This is a genomic window from Microbulbifer maximicatervae (SeqCode) (assembly GCF_052468095.1).
On record NZ_CP174332.1, the window covers coordinates 5,095,028 to 5,112,690 of the forward strand.

Consider the following 17,663-nt stretch of genomic DNA (forward strand, 5'->3'; position numbering starts at 1 on the left):
ATAATTTGTACAATACAAAAATAACGATAAATTAGTAGCAATGAAAAAACTCAATTGGTACCCGGCCATCATTCTCGGGCTCTTAGCCCTGCTCGCCATTACCTTCGCCGCCCTGGTAGCTTCCCGTGCAGCAATGGGCCCTGCCCAGCACTTTTCCGCAGAGGGCAATAAAGAGCTGTTCGAGTGGAAATTAGTTACTACTTGGCCCAAGAATTTCCCTGGCCTCGGCAGTGCGCCGGAGCGTTTTGCCAAGAAAGTCGAGGCGATGTCTGCCGGGCGTCTCAGGATCAAGGTATATGGCGCCGGTGAGTTGGTACCTGCCCTGGGCGTATTTGGTGCTGTATCGGAAGGCGCCGCGCAGATGGGACACGGTGCTGCCTATTACTGGAAAGGCAAGGTGCCCGCTGCCCAGTTTTTTACTGCGGTGCCTTTTGGCTTGAATGCCCAGGAAATGAATGGTTGGTTGCACCATGGTGGTGGTCTCGAACTCTGGGAGGAGATCTACGAGCCCTTTAACCTGATCCCACTTGCCGGGGGCTCAACCGGTGTACAGATGGCGGGCTGGTTTAACAAACCGATTGAGTCGGTGAAGGATTTAAAGGGCCTAAAGATGCGTATTCCCGGCCTGGGAGGTGAGGTTTTAAACCGCGCAGGCGGCACTGCGGTGACCATTCCCGGTGGAGAACTCTACACCGCCCTCCAGACTGGAGTGATCGATGCTACCGAATGGGTGGGGCCCTACAACGATCTCGCTTTTGGTTTCCACCAGGTCGCTGAGTATTACTACTACCCCGGGTGGCATGAGCCGGGCTCTATCCTGGAATTTATCGTTAATAAAAAGGCGTTCAAAAAATTGCCTGCTGATTTGCAGGAAATAGTGCGAGTCGCCGCCCGTGAAGCTAACCAGGATATGCTGGACGAATACACGGCACGCAATAACCGGGCCCTCAAGGAGCTGGTAGAAGAGCACGGGGTAAAAGTGGAGCGTTTGCCGGAGGATGTTCTGTCTCACCTGAAGAAGATCAATAACGAAATTATGCAGGAGACGGCGCAGCAGGACCCGGAGTTTGCCCGTGTTTACAAAGCCTTTAAAGAATTTGAACGAGATGTGAAGCCCTACCACGAGATCAGTGAAGAGGCTTACTACCAGGCGAGAGAGTTAAAGGAAGATTAGCGCCCAACTACTGGGCCGATGATATTGCCGGCTGTGTTGCTCTACAGCCGGCGAATTCGAAACCTACAATCAGGGCAGCGGTCTGGTACGGCCGGCGTCGTCGATAGCGACAAATACAAACTCACCCTCGGTGACCTTGACCTGCTCACCGGAATCCACCCGCGTCAGCCAAACCTCAACCATGGTGCGAATCGAGGAGCGCCCTTCTTCGATAGCCTCCGCATAGCAGCTGACTGTTGAGCCAACCGGAACCGGGCGCAGGAAAACCATGCTGCCCACTGCAACGGTTGTGACACGGCCGCGCGCCATGGTTTGTGCGAGAATGGCGCCAGCGAGGTCCATCTGCGACATCAGCCAACCGGCAAAAACATCCCCCTGCGGATTGGTATCGCGGGGCATAGCCAGGGTTTGCAGGGTTAGCGTGCCTGTGGGTTGCGGATCTTCATCGAGAGCTGACAGTGCGGACATCGGGTACTCACAGATTGTTAGAGTTATTGGTTTCCACTACTGGAATGGTGGCGCATTCTAGCACAATTTGGCCAGTAATTAACCAGAATAAATTTCGGCCTTTAGTCGACCGTAGGCGCGTTTTTGGCCGTTGGTACTGCCTCTCAGTCTATGGACGGCTCTCCACATGCTCAGATCACTGTTGCTGAACCACCCCCGGCAGCCAAGTGGCCAGGGCCGGCCATATCGCCAGCAGGCACAGCAGTAAAAGTTGGATGGCAATAAAAGGCGCTACCCCGCGATAGATGGCCGATGTGGCGACAGAACTGGGGGCCACCCCGCGCAGGTAAAAGAGGGCAAACCCAAATGGAGGCGTTAGGAAAGAGGTTTGCAAATTGATGGCAATCATAATGCCGAGCCACACCGGATCGACGCCCATTGCCAGCAGTACCGGGCCCACAATTGGTACCACTACAAAGGTGATCTCGATAAAGTCGAGGATAAAGCCCAGCAGGAATATTACCAGCATCACCAACAGGGTCGCGCCGATTACCCCTCCGGGCAGGCTGTGGAAAAATCCTGTCACCAGCTCTTCGCCGTTGTAACCGCGAAATACCAGAGAAAACAATGAGGCGCCAATCAATATGGCGAAAACCATGGCCGAGACCTGAAGTGTACTGCGGCCTATTTCCCCGGCGCGCTTAAAGCTCAGTGCTCCGCGACTGGACGCCAGTAACGCCGCCCCCAGTGCGCCGACGGCGGCCGCTTCTGTAGGGGTGGCAGCGCCAACGATGATTGATCCGAGCACAATCAGCATTAAGGCAATCGGGGGTAAAAGACTGCGAAGCAGCTGGGCCTTATCCACTTCTGGAGGCTCGCTGCTCTCTGTGGGTTTGGGGCGACGGGCAATAAATAATAGATAAATGATATAGGCGGCCACCAGCAGTAAGCCGGGAATAATTGCCCCTACAAACAGATCCCCTACGCTGACTGGCTTGGGATTGAAAATGCCTGCAGATAGTTGTGCCTGTTGATAGGCATTGGAGAGGGTGTCACCCAACAGAACCAAGGCAATAGAGGGTGGGATAATTTGCCCGAGGGTACCGGTGGCGCAGATAGTGCCGGTAGCCAGTTTGGGGGAGTAGCCATTTTTTAACATGGTGGGCAGTGACATCAGCCCCATGGTGACTACAGTTGCACCGACGATGCCAGTACTGGCGGCGAGCAGCGCGCCCACTACCACTACGGAAATGGCGAGTCCTGAGGGAGCCCCCATAAAGGCTTTGCTCAGATTAACCAATAAATCCTCAGCAATCTTGGCTCGCTCCAGTATTACCCCCATCAGCACAAATAGCGGAACGGCAACCAGAGTGCCGTTTTGCATAATGCCGTAGAGGCGATCGGGGAAAGCGCGCAGCAACTCAGCATCAAATACGCCATACACAATACCCAGGCCCGCTGATAGCAGGGCGGTACCCGCGAGGGTAAAAGCTACTGGGTAGCCGAACATAAGCAGAGCGCAGACGACTGCAAACATCAGAAAGGGGATTAGCTCAATCACACTTCGGCCCCTTCTACCTGCTTCAGTACTGCTTTTGACGACGACATTGGAATGGACTGTTGTTGGGGCAGCATCAATTGCACCAGGGCGCGAATAAACTGGGCCAGCCCCGTCAGAGCCAGAGTGACGGCGGACAGAGGAATCAGGCTCTTCAGTAAAAATACCCCGGGCAGGCCGCCGGCGTTCGCACTGTCTTCAAAAACTGACCAGCTATTCAGTACAAAGTGCCAGCTGCTTATAAATAGAAAGACGCAAAGCGGTAAGAGGAATATCAGATAACCAATTGCATTGATCCAGGCTTTGGCCCTGGCGCTCATCCTGCGGTAGAAGACATCCACCCGCACATGGGCATCGGTCTGCAACGCATAGGCCAACCCCAGCATAAAGGCTGCACCGTGCAGGTAAATCACGGATTCCTGTAGGGCGATAGAACCGGTATTGAAGCCGTGGCGCATCACCACAACACAGCTTTGTAACAGGACCATGGCCCAGGTGAACCAGGACAGCAGTTGCCCGGTATGACTGGTCAGGCGCTCGAGTGCCTGCGCGCTGCACAGCAGAAAACGCATGGGGGCTTCTCTCTTTACATCTTATTGTTATTTATGTTGCTCGAAGGTTAACCCTTTGCCCGCTCTCATGCCAGCAGGGTAAAAATACAGCTGTAACCTTTTTGTAATCTTTTATTCATAGAATCGTCACCCGTTGTTCCTAGCATCGCCGCGTGAAATAAAAACACTCATCGGAGTTACACAATGAACAAGCAAATTCTGGCGACTTCTCTGGCAGCCCTGACCCTGGCAACTTCACAGGTTGCTATGGCGGCGCGCGATTACATTAGTGTTGTAGGTTCCTCTACTGTTTACCCGTTTACTACGACTGTGGCGGAGCGTTTTAGCCGCGCAACCCAGTTTAAAACTCCAGTCGTTGAGTCCACTGGTACTGGTGGTGGAATGAAGTTGTTCTGCCAGGGTGTTGGAGAAAGCACTGCGGATATCACCGGTGCCTCCCGTCGCATCAAGCAATCCGAGTTGGAGATGTGTAACAGCAATGGTGTTGATGTTGTTGAAGTACAGATCGGTTACGACGGCATCGTTCTTGCAAATGCTAAGAAAGCAGCTCCCTTTAAGCTGACTCGCAAGGACATCTTCCTGGCCCTGGCTAAGGAAGTACCTAACCCAGACGGTTCTGAAACTTTGGTAGCCAACCCCTACAAGACCTGGAAGGACGTAAACCCAGCTCTGCCCAACACCAAAATCGAAGTTTTGGGTCCGCCCCCCACTTCCGGTACCCGCGATGCTTTTGCCGAGCTGGCAATGGAAGGTGGCTGTAAGAAGTTTGGCTGGATCAAAGCCATGAAGAAAACAGACAAGAGCGCTTACAAAGCGATCTGTCACAACGTTCGTGAAGACGGCGCTTATGTTGAAGCCGGTGAGAACGACAACCTGATCGTGAACAAGCTGGTTGCCAACCCCAACGCCCTGGGTATCTTCGGCTTTAGTTTCCTCGACCAGAATGCTGACAAGGTACAGGGCTCCCTGATCGAAGATCAGGCCCCTACTTTCGACTCCATCGCTGACCAGAGCTACCCGGTTTCCCGTCCGCTGTTTATCTACGTTAAGAAGCAGCACGCCGACGTGGTTCCCGGTGTTAAGCAGTTCCTGGCTGAATTCACCAATGAGCGCGCTTGGGGTGAAGATGGCTACCTGGCTGACAAAGGTATGATTCCTCTGCCCACCGAGAAGCGTCAAAAGATTGCTACTGATGTGCGCAAGCTGAACGCACTGAGTAATCTCGCAGCCAAGTAAAAAAATTCTGGAGTTGTACTGTCAAAGGGAATTGACGGCCAAGCTCGAAAGGGCTTGGCCGTTCTTTATAAGAAGACTCACAAATTGTCGCCCCCCCTGTGATGGAACGCGGGGATAAAGTCTGGATAATGCCAGCGACGATATTTTTAGTACGGTAATTCAATGCAAACCCCCACACTGTTCGCACTTTTGCTGCTCCTGATATTAGTGGCCTACGGCACTGGCTTTCGCCGTGCAGTGAACGCTGCTCGCAGTCTTGGCGGCGTTCGCAATCTGGCCGCCCTGCCCAGTTACTACGGATTACTCACCGCCCTTTGGTGTGGTTTGCCAGCACTGATATTACTCTGTGGCTGGTTGGTATTTGACGATTCGATCATCCGTGCGATGGTCATGAATAGTATTGCCGATAAGCCGGAGAGCATCTCCGGGCAGAACCTTCTCTACGCGCAGATCCAGAATCTCGCGGCGGGCCACCTGATAGGTGAAAAGTCCCCACAATTGCAGAGTGCTGCAGACTACCTCGGTCAGTTGCGTTCCAGCTCTAATAATTTACAGGCCTTCCTGAGTTTGGTGTTGGCCAGCGGCCTTGCCGCTTTTGCACTGCTGCGTTTTTCTCCTAAGCTGCGCGCTCGCGAAAAAGTTGAAAAAGTGCTGCGCACGGTGCTGATTGCCTGTGCCAGCGCCGCGATTCTAACCACTGTCGGTATTTTGTTATCGGTATTGTTTGAATCCCTGCGCTTCTTCCAGTCCGTGCCGGTGAGTGAATTTCTGTTTGGTTTGCATTGGAGCCCACAGATGGCACTGCGCGCAGACCAGGTGGGATCGAGCGGTGCTTTTGGTGCTGTCCCGCTGTTTACCGGAACCTTGATGGTGTCCGCGATCGCCATGTTTGTGGCGGTACCTGTGGGATTGATGGCGGCTATTTATCTGGCGGAGTACGCCAGTAAGCGCGTGCGTTCCCTGGCCAAGCCAGTACTCGAAATTCTCGCCGGTGTACCCACCGTGGTATACGGCTTTTTTGCTGCCTTAACCGTTGCTCCATTTATTCGCGAGTTGGCCACCTCTATGGGCCTACAGGCCTCCAGTGAAAGCGCACTGGCCGCTGGCCTGGTGATGGGAATCATGATCATTCCCTTTGTTTCCTCTCTGTCCGATGACGTGATCAATGCGGTGCCCCAGTCCCTTCGCGATGGTGCCCTGGGCTTGGGTTCCACCCAGTCCGAGACGGTGCGCAAAGTTGTGATTCCTGCGGCACTACCCGGCATCGTTGGCGGTGTATTGTTGGCGGTTTCCCGCGCAATTGGTGAAACCATGATTGTGGTGATGGCCGCCGGACTCGCGGCGAACCTCACCGCAAACCCGCTCGAATCGGTCACGACTGTGACGGTGCAGATTGTGACTCTGTTGGTTGGCGACCAGGAATTTGACAGTCCCAAGACCCTCGCCGCTTTTGCTTTGGGCCTGATGTTGTTTATCTCCACTTTGGTGCTGAACTTTATTGCCTTGCACGTAGTGAAAAAATACCGGGAGCAGTATGACTGATCTTACTCAGGCGCAGGTTCGCGAGCGCATAGAAAAAAGCCTCGCCAGCCGTCATCGCAAAGAAAAGCTGTTTCGTGGGTTGGGTATCGGAAGTATTGCCTTTGGTGTACTCGCCGTACTGATTTTGTTCACTGACATTATCAGCAAAGGCAGTGGTGCCTTTGTGCAGACAGCTATCCAACTGGAGGTGCACTACGACGAGCAGGTTCTGGGCATCGATAAGGTCGATGATGAAAGTCTGACCTGGGCAAACTTCACCGGTGTTATTCGCCAGTCCCTGCGCGAACGCTTTCCCTCTGTGACTGGTCGCAGTGACAAGCGTGAGCTCTACAGCCTGGTCTCCTCCGGAGCACCTTTTACCCTGCGCGATCGCTTGGCGGCGAACCCGCAACTGTTGGGTAAATCCGAGAAAGTCTGGCTGTCAGTCGATGACGATGTGGATACTTTCGTCAAAAGCCTGAAGGATTCCAAAGAGGGTTTCCGTGGTCGTACCTCGGACCAGAAGGCCGGTTGGATTGAGCAGCTGTTGGACAGCGGTGAGCTGAAAAAGCGCTTTAACACCATCTTCTTTACTAATGGCGACTCCCGTGAACCAGAGCAGGCGGGCATCCGCGCAGCCTTGATGGGCTCCCTGTTTACCCTGTTGGTAACTCTCGCACTGTCATTCCCTATCGGTGTGGCGGCGGCGATTTACTTGGAAGAGTATGCGCCCAAAAACCGTTGGACCGATTTGATTGAGGTGAATATCAATAACCTCGCGGCAGTGCCTTCTATTGTTTTCGGTCTTTTGGGCCTGGCGATATTTATTAATTTCTTTGAGTTGCCGCGTTCGGCACCCCTGGTAGGGGGCTTGGTACTGACACTGATGACCTTGCCCACGATTATTATTTCCAGCCGCGCGGCTTTGAAGGCGGTGCCACCCTCAATTCGCGAGGCGGCAATGGGTATGGGGGCTTCACGTATGCAGGTGGTTTTCCACCATGTGCTGCCCCTGGCGATGCCGGGTATGTTGACCGGCGCGATTATCGGTATGGCCCAGGCCCTCGGTGAGACGGCGCCCCTATTGATGATTGGTATGGTCGCTTTTATTGTCGACGTACCTGCCGGGGTAACCGACCCGGCCACCGTGCTGCCTGTGCAGATTTTCCTGTGGGCAGACAGCCCGGAGCGCGCCTTTGTCGAGCGCACTTCCGCAGCCATTATGGTGCTGCTGAGTGTGCTGATTGTGATGAATACCAGCGCGGTATTGCTGCGCAAGAAACTTGAGCGCCGCTGGTAACAGAGCGCGGACTATCAGAAAGCGGGATATTATATGAGTACCATGACCCTGGATGCCGCCAGCCAAACTGATGCGGCGCAATCCGATGTTGCGGGTGGGCAAATGATGAATGATCGGGCTGATGTTAGAGAAACAGTTGGCCAACCCTTCTGTGACACCGCCAAGTTGCGTATGCGCAATGTGAATGTTTTCTATGGTGAAACCCAGGCGATCCACTCGGTCGGCCTCGATATTGGAAAAAATGAAGTGGTTGCCATGATCGGCCCTTCGGGCTGTGGCAAGTCGACGTTTTTGCGTTGCCTCAACCGCATGAATGACACCATTGAAGGTTGTCGCGTCGAGGGCGAGTTAAGTCTGGATGGTGACCCCATCTATGGCCCCAAAGTGGACGTGGTACCCCTGCGCGCCCGCGTCGGTATGGTATTCCAGAAACCAAACCCTTTTCCCAAGTCCATATACGAGAATGTGGCCTACGGCCCAAAAATCCACGGCATTGCCAGCCGCCGTGCCGATCTGGATGAGATCGTAGAAAACAGCCTGCGCCGCGCCGGTCTGTGGAATGAGGTTAAAGATCGTTTGGACAAGCCGGGCACGGGTCTGTCCGGTGGTCAGCAGCAGCGTCTGTGTATCGCCCGCGCTATTGCGGTGAGTCCGGAAGTGATCCTGATGGATGAGCCCTGCTCTGCCCTGGACCCAATTGCGACGGCGCGAATCGAAGAGCTGATTGATGAGCTGCGCCAGAACTACACTATCGCAATCGTTACTCACTCGATGCAGCAGGCTGCGCGGGTGAGTCAGCGTACGGCTTACTTCCATTTGGGGCATTTGGTGGAAGTTAACGATACTGAAACGGTGTTCACCAATCCCGAGCACGAACTCACGGAAGCCTATATCACCGGCCGCTTCGGCTAAGGTTCCTGCTCGGAGGGAAAACTATGGAAATGCATTTCGATCAACATATCTCACGCCAATTTAATGAAGACCTGGAAAGCTTAAAGACAGAGATGCTGGAAATGGGCGGTATGGTCGCCCGCCAGGTTGCCGATGCGGTTGATGCCCTGGCCAATGCGGACAGTGAGCTGGCCGAGGAAGTGCTGCGTATTGAAGAAGTCATCGATAAAAGTGAGATGGCCCTGGATGAGCACGCCACGCTAATTATTGCCAAGCGCCAACCGGCCGCATCCGACCTCCGTATGGTGCTGTCTGTCATTCGAATTGCCCGCGACCTGGAGCGCATTGGGGATGAGGCGAGCAAAATTGCCAAGATGGCCATAGCACTGACAGATGAAGGTACATCGCCGCGCGGGTATACCGAAATCCGTCATATTGCTAATGCTGTGCGCAAAATGCTCAATGACGCCCTGGATGCCTATACTCGTTTCGATGTGCAGTCGGCTCTGCAAACTCTTGCTGAGGACCAGCAGGTTGATATGGATTACCGTACGGCCGTACGTGAACTGGTAACTTACATGATGGAGGACCCGCGCAGTATTTCCCGGGTCATTAATGTGTTGTGGACCCTGCGCTCACTGGAACGGATCGGTGACCATGCGAAGAATATTTGTGAGCAGGTTGTTTACCTGGTGGAGGGTGCTGATATCCGGCATGGGCACCAGGAAAATCTGCGCAAGTCCTAAAGGGCTTTGCTAATTTAAAAAGGCCGCCTAGTGCGGCCTTTTTTTGTTGGAATCTAATTCTTAGTCGTCAGGTAATACAGGGAATGAAATTTATCTTCGAAGTTCATCTACAAGATGGGTTTAAAGCTGAGGATTATGCCGATGCTTGGTTGCGCGCTTCCGAGATCATACAGCGCTCCCCGGGAGCGATGGGCACAGAACTTCATCGAAAAATTGATGACCCCAATGTATTGATAGCCATTGCTAGCTGGCGATGTAAAAAAGATCGGGATGCTATGCAAGCTGAGCACAGTAAAAAAATTGATGAAATCATTGCCAGCGTGGCCCCTTTTGTGAAAATTAATCTAATAGGGGAATTTTATGACCCGCAATGGGTCGTAAATATTAATAGTGATTGATGTTAATCAACTGAACCTGAACACAGCCTGAATAAATATGTGTTCGAATAACAAAATAAAACTTTTTATTTTATTGTTTTTAGCTGGATTTTATTTGTTTGGTGCATTACAGCCAATTACAGCATTTGTTTTTTTCTGGTTGATAAGTTTTTTTGTCGAAAAAAAATATTCGCTTTACCGCAAATTTGGCTCTAATTGCTTATCGTGTAATTTGCTGTTGTTGCGCACCATAAAACTTTTGCTACAATCCGCAGCCCAATTTGGATCGCTACGTTAACGAAGGATTTATCAAATGAGATTCAAGCTTGCTGCTCTTCCCCTGATGCTTGTTGCCGCAACTGCTGGTGCCGAGGAATACAACTCCTTTACCAAAGCTGTTTACTCCGATACGGAGTTCGGCGAGTCAGATTCTGATACTTTTAATATTGGAACTACTTATTATTTTGGTGGTAAAGAAACTCTTGGTCCTCTAAAAGAGTTTGAATATATAAATAAAGTTAGCAATATTTCTGCAGGCTTTTCCCACTACAATAGAGGAAGCATCGATTCGGATATTTTCTCAGTAGGCGGTGAGTATTTTGCCTCTAATGGGCTTGTGCTGGGTGCAAATTTATATGATATTGGTGACGAAAATATTGATGAGCTCTCTATAGGCTATTTGTTCACTCCAAATTTCTTGGTGAGCCTACAACATTTTGATAATGATAGTGATAATGAGCTTTCCTTAAATGCTCGCTATAACCATCAGCTGAATTCGACTGACTATGTTGGTTTTAACCTCTTTGTAGATGAAGAGGCTGATACTCGGTCACTTTCCTCCAAATATTTTGCTCATCTGGGAGGAGAACAATATCTCACTACAGAGCTAAGCTATACTAGCTATGATTCTGGAGATGACTTCTGGACTCTGGGTACTGAATTTTTCTTTACCCAACGCACTTCAGTTGAGTTTGAGTTTGATGAGCAAGAGACATATAAGCTTGGTATGAATCACTTCTTTAACCGTAATATTGCTGTTGAAGCTGCTTATATATCCAATAGTGATGATTTAGATTTTGATACTTATCAGCTGGGTTTGACAGTACAACTGTAAGCCAGTTTAAGAAGGGGGATCATTGGCATCCCCCTTTACTTAGAAATAACATCGAAAATATCTTAGAGTAACTAAGTTTTATCCTCTGCAACCTTATCTGCTTAATCTTGTTTTGTACCTTGGTGCCAGTTTTTTCTGGATCTAACTTTTTCTATGTAATAGTTATAGGTACTTCACCTGGATCCTTTTCTTACAATACGGCCTCTAAATAACTCTGAAATCTCTTTAAGTCACCTTCTGTGGAGAGATATTCCTTACAAAATTTAGCGTAGTTCATGTGAAGGCTTTCAGTAGGGAGCGTTGACGATTCGAGTGTTTCGTAAAAGCCAGTGAGTTAAAAGAGTTTCATTGATAGGTATCTCTAGGCAAAAGGTTGCTTATTAGTACAATAGAATCATTTAAGTGTGAGGGGCATCGAGAATCTGATGTGTGAATTTAATCATCAAGGTTTGGTGATAATGCATATTTAGCGCATAGTCCATTTATATATGGACTATGCTGTTATCTCATACAAATAGTATTTGTTGCGCCGTGAAAAACTCTTGCCAGAATTCGCACCCCAATTTAGATCATTATGTTAACGAAAGGTTTTGGAAATGAGGTTCAGTCTCGCTGTTCTTCCCCTGTTGCTTCTCTCTGTAACGGCTGACGCTGAGGAATATAATTCAATTACTACAGCTGGCTATTCTAGCTTGGATTATGATCTAGACATTTTGGGTGGTAAGTTCGATTTAGATGGCAATAAGTTTTTAGCTGAAACTACTTATTACTTTTCAGGAAAAGAAACTCTAGGCCCCCTAAAAGAGTTTGAATATATTAACAAAGTAAGCAATGTATCGGCCGCCTTTTTCCACAATGAGGTAGATAATAATACTGATAATTGCGCTGTGACCGGAGAGTATTTTTCTCAAAATGGTTTGATTTTTGGTTTAGATTTGACCGAAATTAATCATCGCAATATTGACACGGTTGCTCTTGGCTATTTATTCACCCCGAATTTTTTATTAGAACTTTCCCATACTGATTTTGAGTCTGATAAAGAGACTTATGTTGAGTTTCGATACAACTATCCGTTGAGCGGTGCTGATTATATTGGTTTTGATTTTGTCAGTGACGATGGTCTGGATGTGGCTGTCTTTTCCTCTAAATATTTCACAAGCCTGGGAGGTGGGAGGTATTTGACCACTGAACTTTCTTATGCCGACTATGAAGGTGATGACGATTATTGGCAGATCGGTGCAGATTATTTCTTCTCACAAAGCACCCCGTTTGGCATGAAACTGGACGAGAAAGACGATATGAAGCTGGCTTTCACTCACTTCTTTAGTCGGAATATTGCCTTAGAGGCTGCTTATAGCACTATGGAGGCAGATGATAATATTAATATTCGCAGCTTTGGTAGTGATACCTATCGTGCTGGATCTACCTCAACGCTTGATGTAATGCCGGATCTTGAAAATGATACCGTGCTTAGCTTTTTGACTCCCTTTATTGAACTTGATGTAGAAAAGTTCGAACTTAGCGTAATTTTTCAGTTATAAGCAAAATTAAAAAAGGGCTGTCTGAGACGGCCCTTTTTATTTATAAATCGAATTTATTTACCCTTTGTTGGTGATGGCTTTTATTCGGTTTTGTGCCATGGTGCCAATTTCTCCTCCAGCCCCAGCAGCTTCCTGATAGTGCTTGTAAGCACTTTGCTTATTTCCCTGTCTCTCATAGGTCTGGCCGAGGTAGTAGTGAGCGTAAGCTGTATCCAGATAGCGTAGTGATCTGGTTAGGTCGCCCTCTGCAGAGCTATAATTTTTTAATTGGATATTAGTGATTCCCCGCTTTAGCCAATACGAAAATAGCGCCGGATTCTTTTGAATGGCACTATCGTATGCCTTTCGAGCATTTTTATATTGTTTCTTTTGACTGAATAAATCGCCTTCTAGCGCAAAAAAGGCAGCTTCTTTGGGTTGCTGTTTTTGAGCTTTTCTCACCAGCTTTAGTGCAGAGTCAAACTTTTTATCATTGGCTGCGGCAACCGCATCATCGTAATTCTTGTAAGCATCGGCATCGCGCTTTAATTGCGCTATGGCTTTTTGGTAAGAGGCCCGGTTGGTGATTCCCCCTTTGGGTAGAGATTGACTGTGCTTGATATTAGCGCTGACACGAGACTGGGAAGGGGGATGGCTGGCAAAGAGCGCTTCCAGTCCACGAGCTTGCCGCCCCTCCGACAGTTCAACAAATTTTCTTTGCAGGCGTACGGCCCCCTGGGGATCATATCCCGCAGCGGCCATATATTTCATACCGTATTGATCTGACTCTAACTCATTGCCGCGACTGTAGCGGGCAATATAGGCGGAGCCCCCCAGTTGAGTCCCGGTGGCAATCAAGTCAGAGTAGCCAGAGTCCTGGGTGGCAGCTCCCACGATTGCCAGGCCTGCGCCCAGTAATTGTTGTTGGGACATCGCAGTTGCGGAATGTCGCGCAGCAGCGTGAACTATCTCATGGCTCAGTACGGCAGCGAGCTCAGCTTCGTCATCGAGTAACACCAGCAGGCCTCGATTGATAGCGATTTTGCCGCCGGGTAAGGCCCAGGCGTTGGGAACCGAATTGTTCAGAACCACAAACTCGTAAGGTAGCTGGGGGCGGTCTGAGGCCCGCGCCAGCTTTTGGCCAACCTGGCTGACGTAGTTTTGCAAGGCTGGGTCAATGGTGTATTGGCCGCCTTGCTGCTGTTGATTGGCAGCGTAGTGCTGTTGCCCCAGTTGAACTTCCTGCTGCGGAGATATCAGCGAAACCTGTTTCTCACCGGTGACTGGATTGACAACGCATCCTCCGAGAATCGTGGTTGTCCAAAACGCGACACATGCCGTAAGCGCTTGGGTACGCGAGATCATTGCCTCCCTCCCTGTATAATGTTGAGTCATTAGAATGGTTACTCATTGTACACAGTACAGGAACTGAGGTTTATGACGGCACTTCAAGTCATTGAGTTATTTGCGGGCAACAACCCCGAAGGTGAGCCTGTTGTGGAACGGCTACAGGTTCGTGTGAGCGAGGATGATAGCTGCCAACTGGTGCGATCCCCTGTCTTTATTAAGGGAATCGCCAGTGGGGATTACATTAAGGTCGATAAAGACACCCAGCAATTTGAGTTGGTAAAGCGCTCGGGGAATTTGGCAGTGCGTATTTTTTGTCGCGGCGATAGCACGGAACTGTCTGATAAGTTGACCCCACAGCTGGAGAAGCTCGGGGGCGAGTTGGATCTGGAGGCACCGCGCGTATTGGTCTACAGCATTCATGTCAGTTGTGGATTCGATAAGATTGAGGAGATCCTCAACAGTGCCTGCGATGGGGCTAACAGCGTTTGGTATTACGGCAATGTTTATGACCCTAAAGACGGGCAGACTCCACTCAATTGGTGGCAGGACGTTCTAAAGCCGGAGTAAACATCCGCGATATATTTGGGCCAGCCACAATTGCTTGGTAGTGTGTGGTTGAGGCGATAGCGAAGCGAGAAGGCACCCGATGTTAATAGTTATTTCACCGGCGAAAACCCTGGACTATGAAAGTGATATTCCCTCACTGGAAACCACCCAGCCGGACTTTTTGAAAGAGTCAGCAGCCCTGATCAAAGAGTTGCGCGAACTGAGCCCGCAGCAAGTTTCCAGCTTGATGAAGATTTCAGATAAGTTGGGCGTCTTGAATTACGATCGCTTCCACACTTGGAAGCGCCCGTTTACCGATAACAACGCCCGCCCCGCCCTGCTCGCCTTTAAAGGTGATGTTTATACTGGATTGGAGGCGGAGACTATGGGTAAGCGGGACTTTGCCTATGCGCAAAAGCACTTACGTATGCTCTCTGGCCTTTATGGTTTGCTGCGCCCGTTGGACTTGATGCAACCCTATCGCCTCGAGATGGGCACTAAATTTGAAAATGCCAAGGGTAAGAATCTCTATGAATTTTGGGGAGATAAGATTACCGAAGCATTGAATGCGCAGTTGCAGGGCGTGAAGAGTCGCGAGTTGGTAAACCTGGCATCCAATGAATATTTCAAATCAGTCAAAACCAAGAAGCTTGATGCTCAGGTGATCACCCCGCATTTTAAGGACCTGAAAAATGGTCAGTATAAGATGATTAGTTTCTTCGCTAAGAAAGCCAGAGGCATGATGAGTCGCTGGGCGATTGATCAGAGGGTAAAGAAGGCGGAAGAGCTGAAAGGTTTTGATGTGGCTGGTTATGGTTATAACCCAGGTTTGTCCACTGAGTGGGATTGGGTATTTACCCGGGATGAGCCGCAGTGAGCAGCACTGAATTGCCCAATGCGCCCTCCTGCGGGCGCAATCGCGAGCCGATTCTCCAACAACTTACTCGCCTGTTGGCTTCAAGTCGTAAAGTGCTTGAGGTTGGCAGTGGTACTGGTCAGCACGCAGTATATTTTGCTCCGCAATTACCGCACCTTGAGTGGCAAACTTCAGAGCGATCGCAACAGCTGGAGGCAGTAAAGTCCTGGCTGGCGGAGGTACCCAGTAGCAACCTGCCGCAACCGTTGGCGCTCGATGTTGGTGATTCTTGGCCCGAGATTTCGGCTGATGCTATTTTCACTGCAAACACCTTGCATATTATGTCGGCTGAACTGGTGCAAAAGTTCTTTTTGCATAGTGCCGATGTTCTGGAGCCGGAAGGTTTGTTGATCGTTTATGGTCCCGTGAAAATTGCAGGAGAGTTTCTTGGCCCTACTAATGCTGATTTTGATATTGAGTTGAAGGAGCGTGACCCCAAGCGGGGGATTCGCGATCTCGAATGGCTCGATCAGCTGGCGGAGAGTGCGGGGTTCAGTCGCGCAGAACTAAATTACCTGCCAGCCAATAACCAATTAATGGTCTGGCGCAAAAGCGATAATAAGGAGTAACCATGCCCGAGTGGTTGGAAATAGTGGTAATCGTGGCTTTTGCCATTGGAGCGGTATTCTTTTTTGCCAAATACCGAGAGACAGCGGCGGCACTGCATGAGAGTGAGCGCATGAAAGCCCGTTTGTCGAATGACTTGAATCGCTATCGCGATGTGCCCAAGCTGCGCGCTCTGCGAGATGCCCTCATTGGTGTTAAGGCCCTGCCTACCGATGATGAGGGCAATGAGCACCTACTGCTGCGCGATGGGGATTTGCAGTTGCACCATTTGGTTTTGCGCCGGGAAGCAAACGCTCTGGGTAAAGAGGGCACGGCCAGCTATGTCAAAGACGGTAAAGAAGTAGAACTGCAGGAACTGGAGTAATCGAAAGCCGCTTTAATTAGCGGCTTCAGAACTCAACCTGGATGCTGGTTTTTGAGCCAGCTTTGCTGGCGGAAAGTGAAGCGTGAAGAGACTGCCCTGCCCGGGCGTGCTTTCTACACTCATTTCTCCATTGTGTCGCAGCAACACATGCTTAACGATCGCCAACCCGAGACCTGTGCCGCCACTGTCCCGTGAGCGGCCTGGATCAACTCGATAGAAGCGCTCAGTCAGGCGGGGAATATGGATCGAATCGATACCGATACCATTGTCCTCTACGGAAAAGTGCCCGCCTTTGTCATCCTGCCACCAGCGCAATTGAATTCCGCCCTCTTCGGGGGTGTATTTCACTGCATTTAATACTAAGTTGGCAAAAGCACTGTGTAATTCGCCGGGGTCTCCATTGAGGTAGCAATCCCCTTTGCAATCAACTTCGATATGATGATGCCGATCGCCACTGAAGCTGCGGGCTTCCTGGGCCACCCTCTCAATCAGTTCTGGCACTGATACAGCCATATCCCCACTTTTACGCTCTGAGGTCTCCAAGCGAGCCAATAGCAGCAGGTCATTGACCAGCGTACTCATGCGGCCAGTCTGCTCCTCCATTTGAGCCAGGGGTTTCCTCCAGGGAGGCGGTGCCATATCACTGCTTTGCAGTGTTTCCAGGTAGCCGGCAATTACCGTGAGGGGGGTGCGCAGCTCATGGGAAACATTGGCGACAAAATCCCGGCGCATCTGCTCGAGATTGTGTAAACGGGTGATGTCGCGAACAATGACCAAAGCCTCATCTTTACCGTAGCGGGTGACTTCCAGCTGTAACATACGGGCTTCATTGCCAGGTGCGGGCAGAGTGAGGGGTTCCCCGCTGTTGTCACTGTGCATATAGTTGACAAAGCCAGGGTCGCGGACAAAGTTGACTAATGACTGGCCGGAGTCACTGGCCTGTAATCCGAGAAGTTCACCGGCAGCAGGGTTCCACCAGGCCAGGTTATCGCCGTCTTCCAGGGCTACAATGCCTTCGCGCAGGGCGCTGGTACTGTCTTGTACCCGGCGTAACATCACGTGCAGCTTCTGCTTCTCGCGGCGGTGGCGCCGCTGCATACGGTAAAAGTCGTCGTAGATTTCGCCCCAAATACCAAAGGCGGTTGGGGCTGGGCCGCGTCTGCCGTTTGCCAGCCAGCGGTTGAAACGTTGCTGTTGCCACAGCACTGAGATCAGGTAGCTGGCCAATCCCGCAATCAGGGCGAGAGACCAGCTGCCGGAGGTGACACCGAGAATGGTGCACCCCAGGGCGATAATTACGAAACGCGAGAACTCGCCAATACTGCGATCCAACATAGAGTTGCCGTGTTGCCTGATAGATGGCGGCAGTGGCACAGCCTCTTCCGCCCGCATTCAATACCTCATGGAACCAGGCCCGCACCCGTTAAGCGCGGAGGTTTGATTCTGCAGGGATCGGTACCGATC

At 50.7% G+C, this 17,663-nt stretch carries 18 protein-coding genes; 13 read left to right on the plus strand and 5 right to left on the minus strand.

What is annotated here, in order from left to right:
- Nucleotides 1-40 precede the first annotated feature (40 nt).
- Nucleotides 41-1,174 (plus strand): TRAP transporter substrate-binding protein, encoded by a 1,134-nt coding sequence (locus ACJJIL_RS22620; protein WP_444895641.1) that lies wholly within the window; start codon nt 41-43, stop codon nt 1,172-1,174.
- 69 nt (nt 1,175-1,243) lie between these two features.
- On the opposite strand, the gene ACJJIL_RS22625 is transcribed toward ACJJIL_RS22620, so the two are convergent.
- From ACJJIL_RS22625 to ACJJIL_RS22635, 3 genes are all read right to left on the minus strand, one after another.
- Nucleotides 1,244-1,633: an acyl-CoA thioesterase gene (locus tag ACJJIL_RS22625; RefSeq protein ID WP_108735392.1), complete on the minus strand. Its 390-nt coding sequence runs from the start codon at nt 1,631-1,633 to the stop codon at nt 1,244-1,246.
- Nucleotides 1,634-1,817: 184 nt separating this feature from the next.
- Nucleotides 1,818-3,182 carry a TRAP transporter large permease gene (locus ACJJIL_RS22630; protein WP_413663845.1) on the minus strand — a complete coding sequence of 455 codons (1,365 nt, stop codon included), beginning with the start codon at nt 3,180-3,182 and terminating at the stop codon, nt 1,818-1,820.
- Nucleotides 3,179-3,751, minus strand: a complete 573-nt coding sequence (locus ACJJIL_RS22635) for a TRAP transporter small permease subunit (RefSeq protein WP_445360821.1) — start codon at nt 3,749-3,751, stop codon at nt 3,179-3,181. The genes ACJJIL_RS22630 and ACJJIL_RS22635 overlap by 4 nt, the downstream gene beginning before the upstream one ends.
- Before the next feature lie 183 nt (nt 3,752-3,934).
- On the opposite strand from ACJJIL_RS22635, the gene ACJJIL_RS22640 reads away from it, so the two are divergent.
- The 8 genes from ACJJIL_RS22640 (at nt 3,935) to ACJJIL_RS22675 (ending at nt 12,477) form a co-directional block, all read left to right on the plus strand.
- Nucleotides 3,935-4,987, plus strand: a complete 1,053-nt coding sequence (locus ACJJIL_RS22640) for a PstS family phosphate ABC transporter substrate-binding protein (protein WP_282930607.1) — start codon at nt 3,935-3,937, stop codon at nt 4,985-4,987.
- A 162-nt stretch (nt 4,988-5,149) separates the two neighbouring features.
- Nucleotides 5,150-6,529: a phosphate ABC transporter permease subunit PstC gene (gene pstC / locus ACJJIL_RS22645; RefSeq protein ID WP_413663843.1), complete on the plus strand. Its 1,380-nt coding sequence runs from the start codon at nt 5,150-5,152 to the stop codon at nt 6,527-6,529.
- Complete coding sequence (gene pstA, locus ACJJIL_RS22650) at nt 6,522-7,808, plus strand: phosphate ABC transporter permease PstA (protein ID WP_445360822.1); 1,287 nt, start codon at nt 6,522-6,524, stop codon at nt 7,806-7,808. The genes pstC and pstA overlap by 8 nt, the downstream gene beginning before the upstream one ends.
- 102 nt (nt 7,809-7,910) lie before the next feature.
- Nucleotides 7,911-8,720 carry a phosphate ABC transporter ATP-binding protein PstB gene (gene pstB, locus ACJJIL_RS22655; RefSeq protein ID WP_282934617.1) on the plus strand — a complete coding sequence of 270 codons (810 nt, stop codon included), beginning with the start codon at nt 7,911-7,913 and terminating at the stop codon, nt 8,718-8,720.
- A gap of 23 nt (nt 8,721-8,743) precedes the next feature.
- On the plus strand, nt 8,744-9,445 hold the full coding sequence (gene phoU / locus ACJJIL_RS22660; protein ID WP_282930610.1) for a phosphate signaling complex protein PhoU: 702 nt from the start codon (nt 8,744-8,746) through the stop codon (nt 9,443-9,445).
- Between the two features lie 83 nt (nt 9,446-9,528).
- Nucleotides 9,529-9,843, plus strand: a complete 315-nt coding sequence (locus tag ACJJIL_RS22665) for an antibiotic biosynthesis monooxygenase family protein (protein ID WP_445360823.1) — start codon at nt 9,529-9,531, stop codon at nt 9,841-9,843.
- Between the two features lie 292 nt (nt 9,844-10,135).
- A complete protein-coding gene (locus tag ACJJIL_RS22670; RefSeq protein WP_445360824.1) occupies nt 10,136-10,936 on the plus strand; it encodes a putative porin in 801 nt (266 codons plus the stop codon).
- A 596-nt stretch (nt 10,937-11,532) separates the two neighbouring features.
- Nucleotides 11,533-12,477, plus strand: coding sequence for a putative porin (locus ACJJIL_RS22675; RefSeq protein WP_445360825.1), 945 nt, complete (start codon nt 11,533-11,535; stop codon nt 12,475-12,477).
- Between the two features lie 57 nt (nt 12,478-12,534).
- Here the strand turns inward: ACJJIL_RS22675 and ACJJIL_RS22680 are convergent, their stop codons facing one another.
- On the minus strand, nt 12,535-13,821 hold the full coding sequence (locus ACJJIL_RS22680; protein ID WP_445360826.1) for a M48 family metalloprotease: 1,287 nt from the start codon (nt 13,819-13,821) through the stop codon (nt 12,535-12,537).
- Between the two features lie 72 nt (nt 13,822-13,893).
- Here ACJJIL_RS22680 and ACJJIL_RS22685 point away from each other — a divergent pair, with 72 nt between their 5' ends.
- The 4 genes from ACJJIL_RS22685 (at nt 13,894) to ACJJIL_RS22700 (ending at nt 16,199) form a co-directional block, all read left to right on the plus strand.
- Nucleotides 13,894-14,373, plus strand: coding sequence for a DUF4265 domain-containing protein (locus tag ACJJIL_RS22685; protein ID WP_108735048.1), 480 nt, complete (start codon nt 13,894-13,896; stop codon nt 14,371-14,373).
- Nucleotides 14,374-14,452: 79 nt separating this feature from the next.
- A complete protein-coding gene (yaaA, locus tag ACJJIL_RS22690) occupies nt 14,453-15,229 on the plus strand; it encodes a peroxide stress protein YaaA (protein WP_445360827.1) in 777 nt (258 codons plus the stop codon).
- The gene (locus tag ACJJIL_RS22695) at nt 15,226-15,837 is read left to right on the plus strand and encodes a DUF938 domain-containing protein (protein WP_444918609.1); all 612 of its coding nucleotides are present in this window, start codon (nt 15,226-15,228) and stop codon (nt 15,835-15,837) included. Before yaaA ends, ACJJIL_RS22695 begins: the two co-directional genes overlap by 4 nt.
- A 2-nt stretch (nt 15,838-15,839) precedes the next feature.
- Nucleotides 15,840-16,199 (plus strand): hypothetical protein, encoded by a 360-nt coding sequence (locus ACJJIL_RS22700; protein ID WP_445360828.1) that lies wholly within the window; start codon nt 15,840-15,842, stop codon nt 16,197-16,199.
- A 12-nt stretch (nt 16,200-16,211) separates the two neighbouring features.
- Here the strand turns inward: ACJJIL_RS22700 and phoR are convergent, their stop codons facing one another.
- Nucleotides 16,212-17,591 (minus strand): phosphate regulon sensor histidine kinase PhoR, encoded by a 1,380-nt coding sequence (phoR, locus tag ACJJIL_RS22705; RefSeq protein WP_444915157.1) that lies wholly within the window; start codon nt 17,589-17,591, stop codon nt 16,212-16,214.
- Nucleotides 17,592-17,663: the final 72 nt, after the last annotated feature.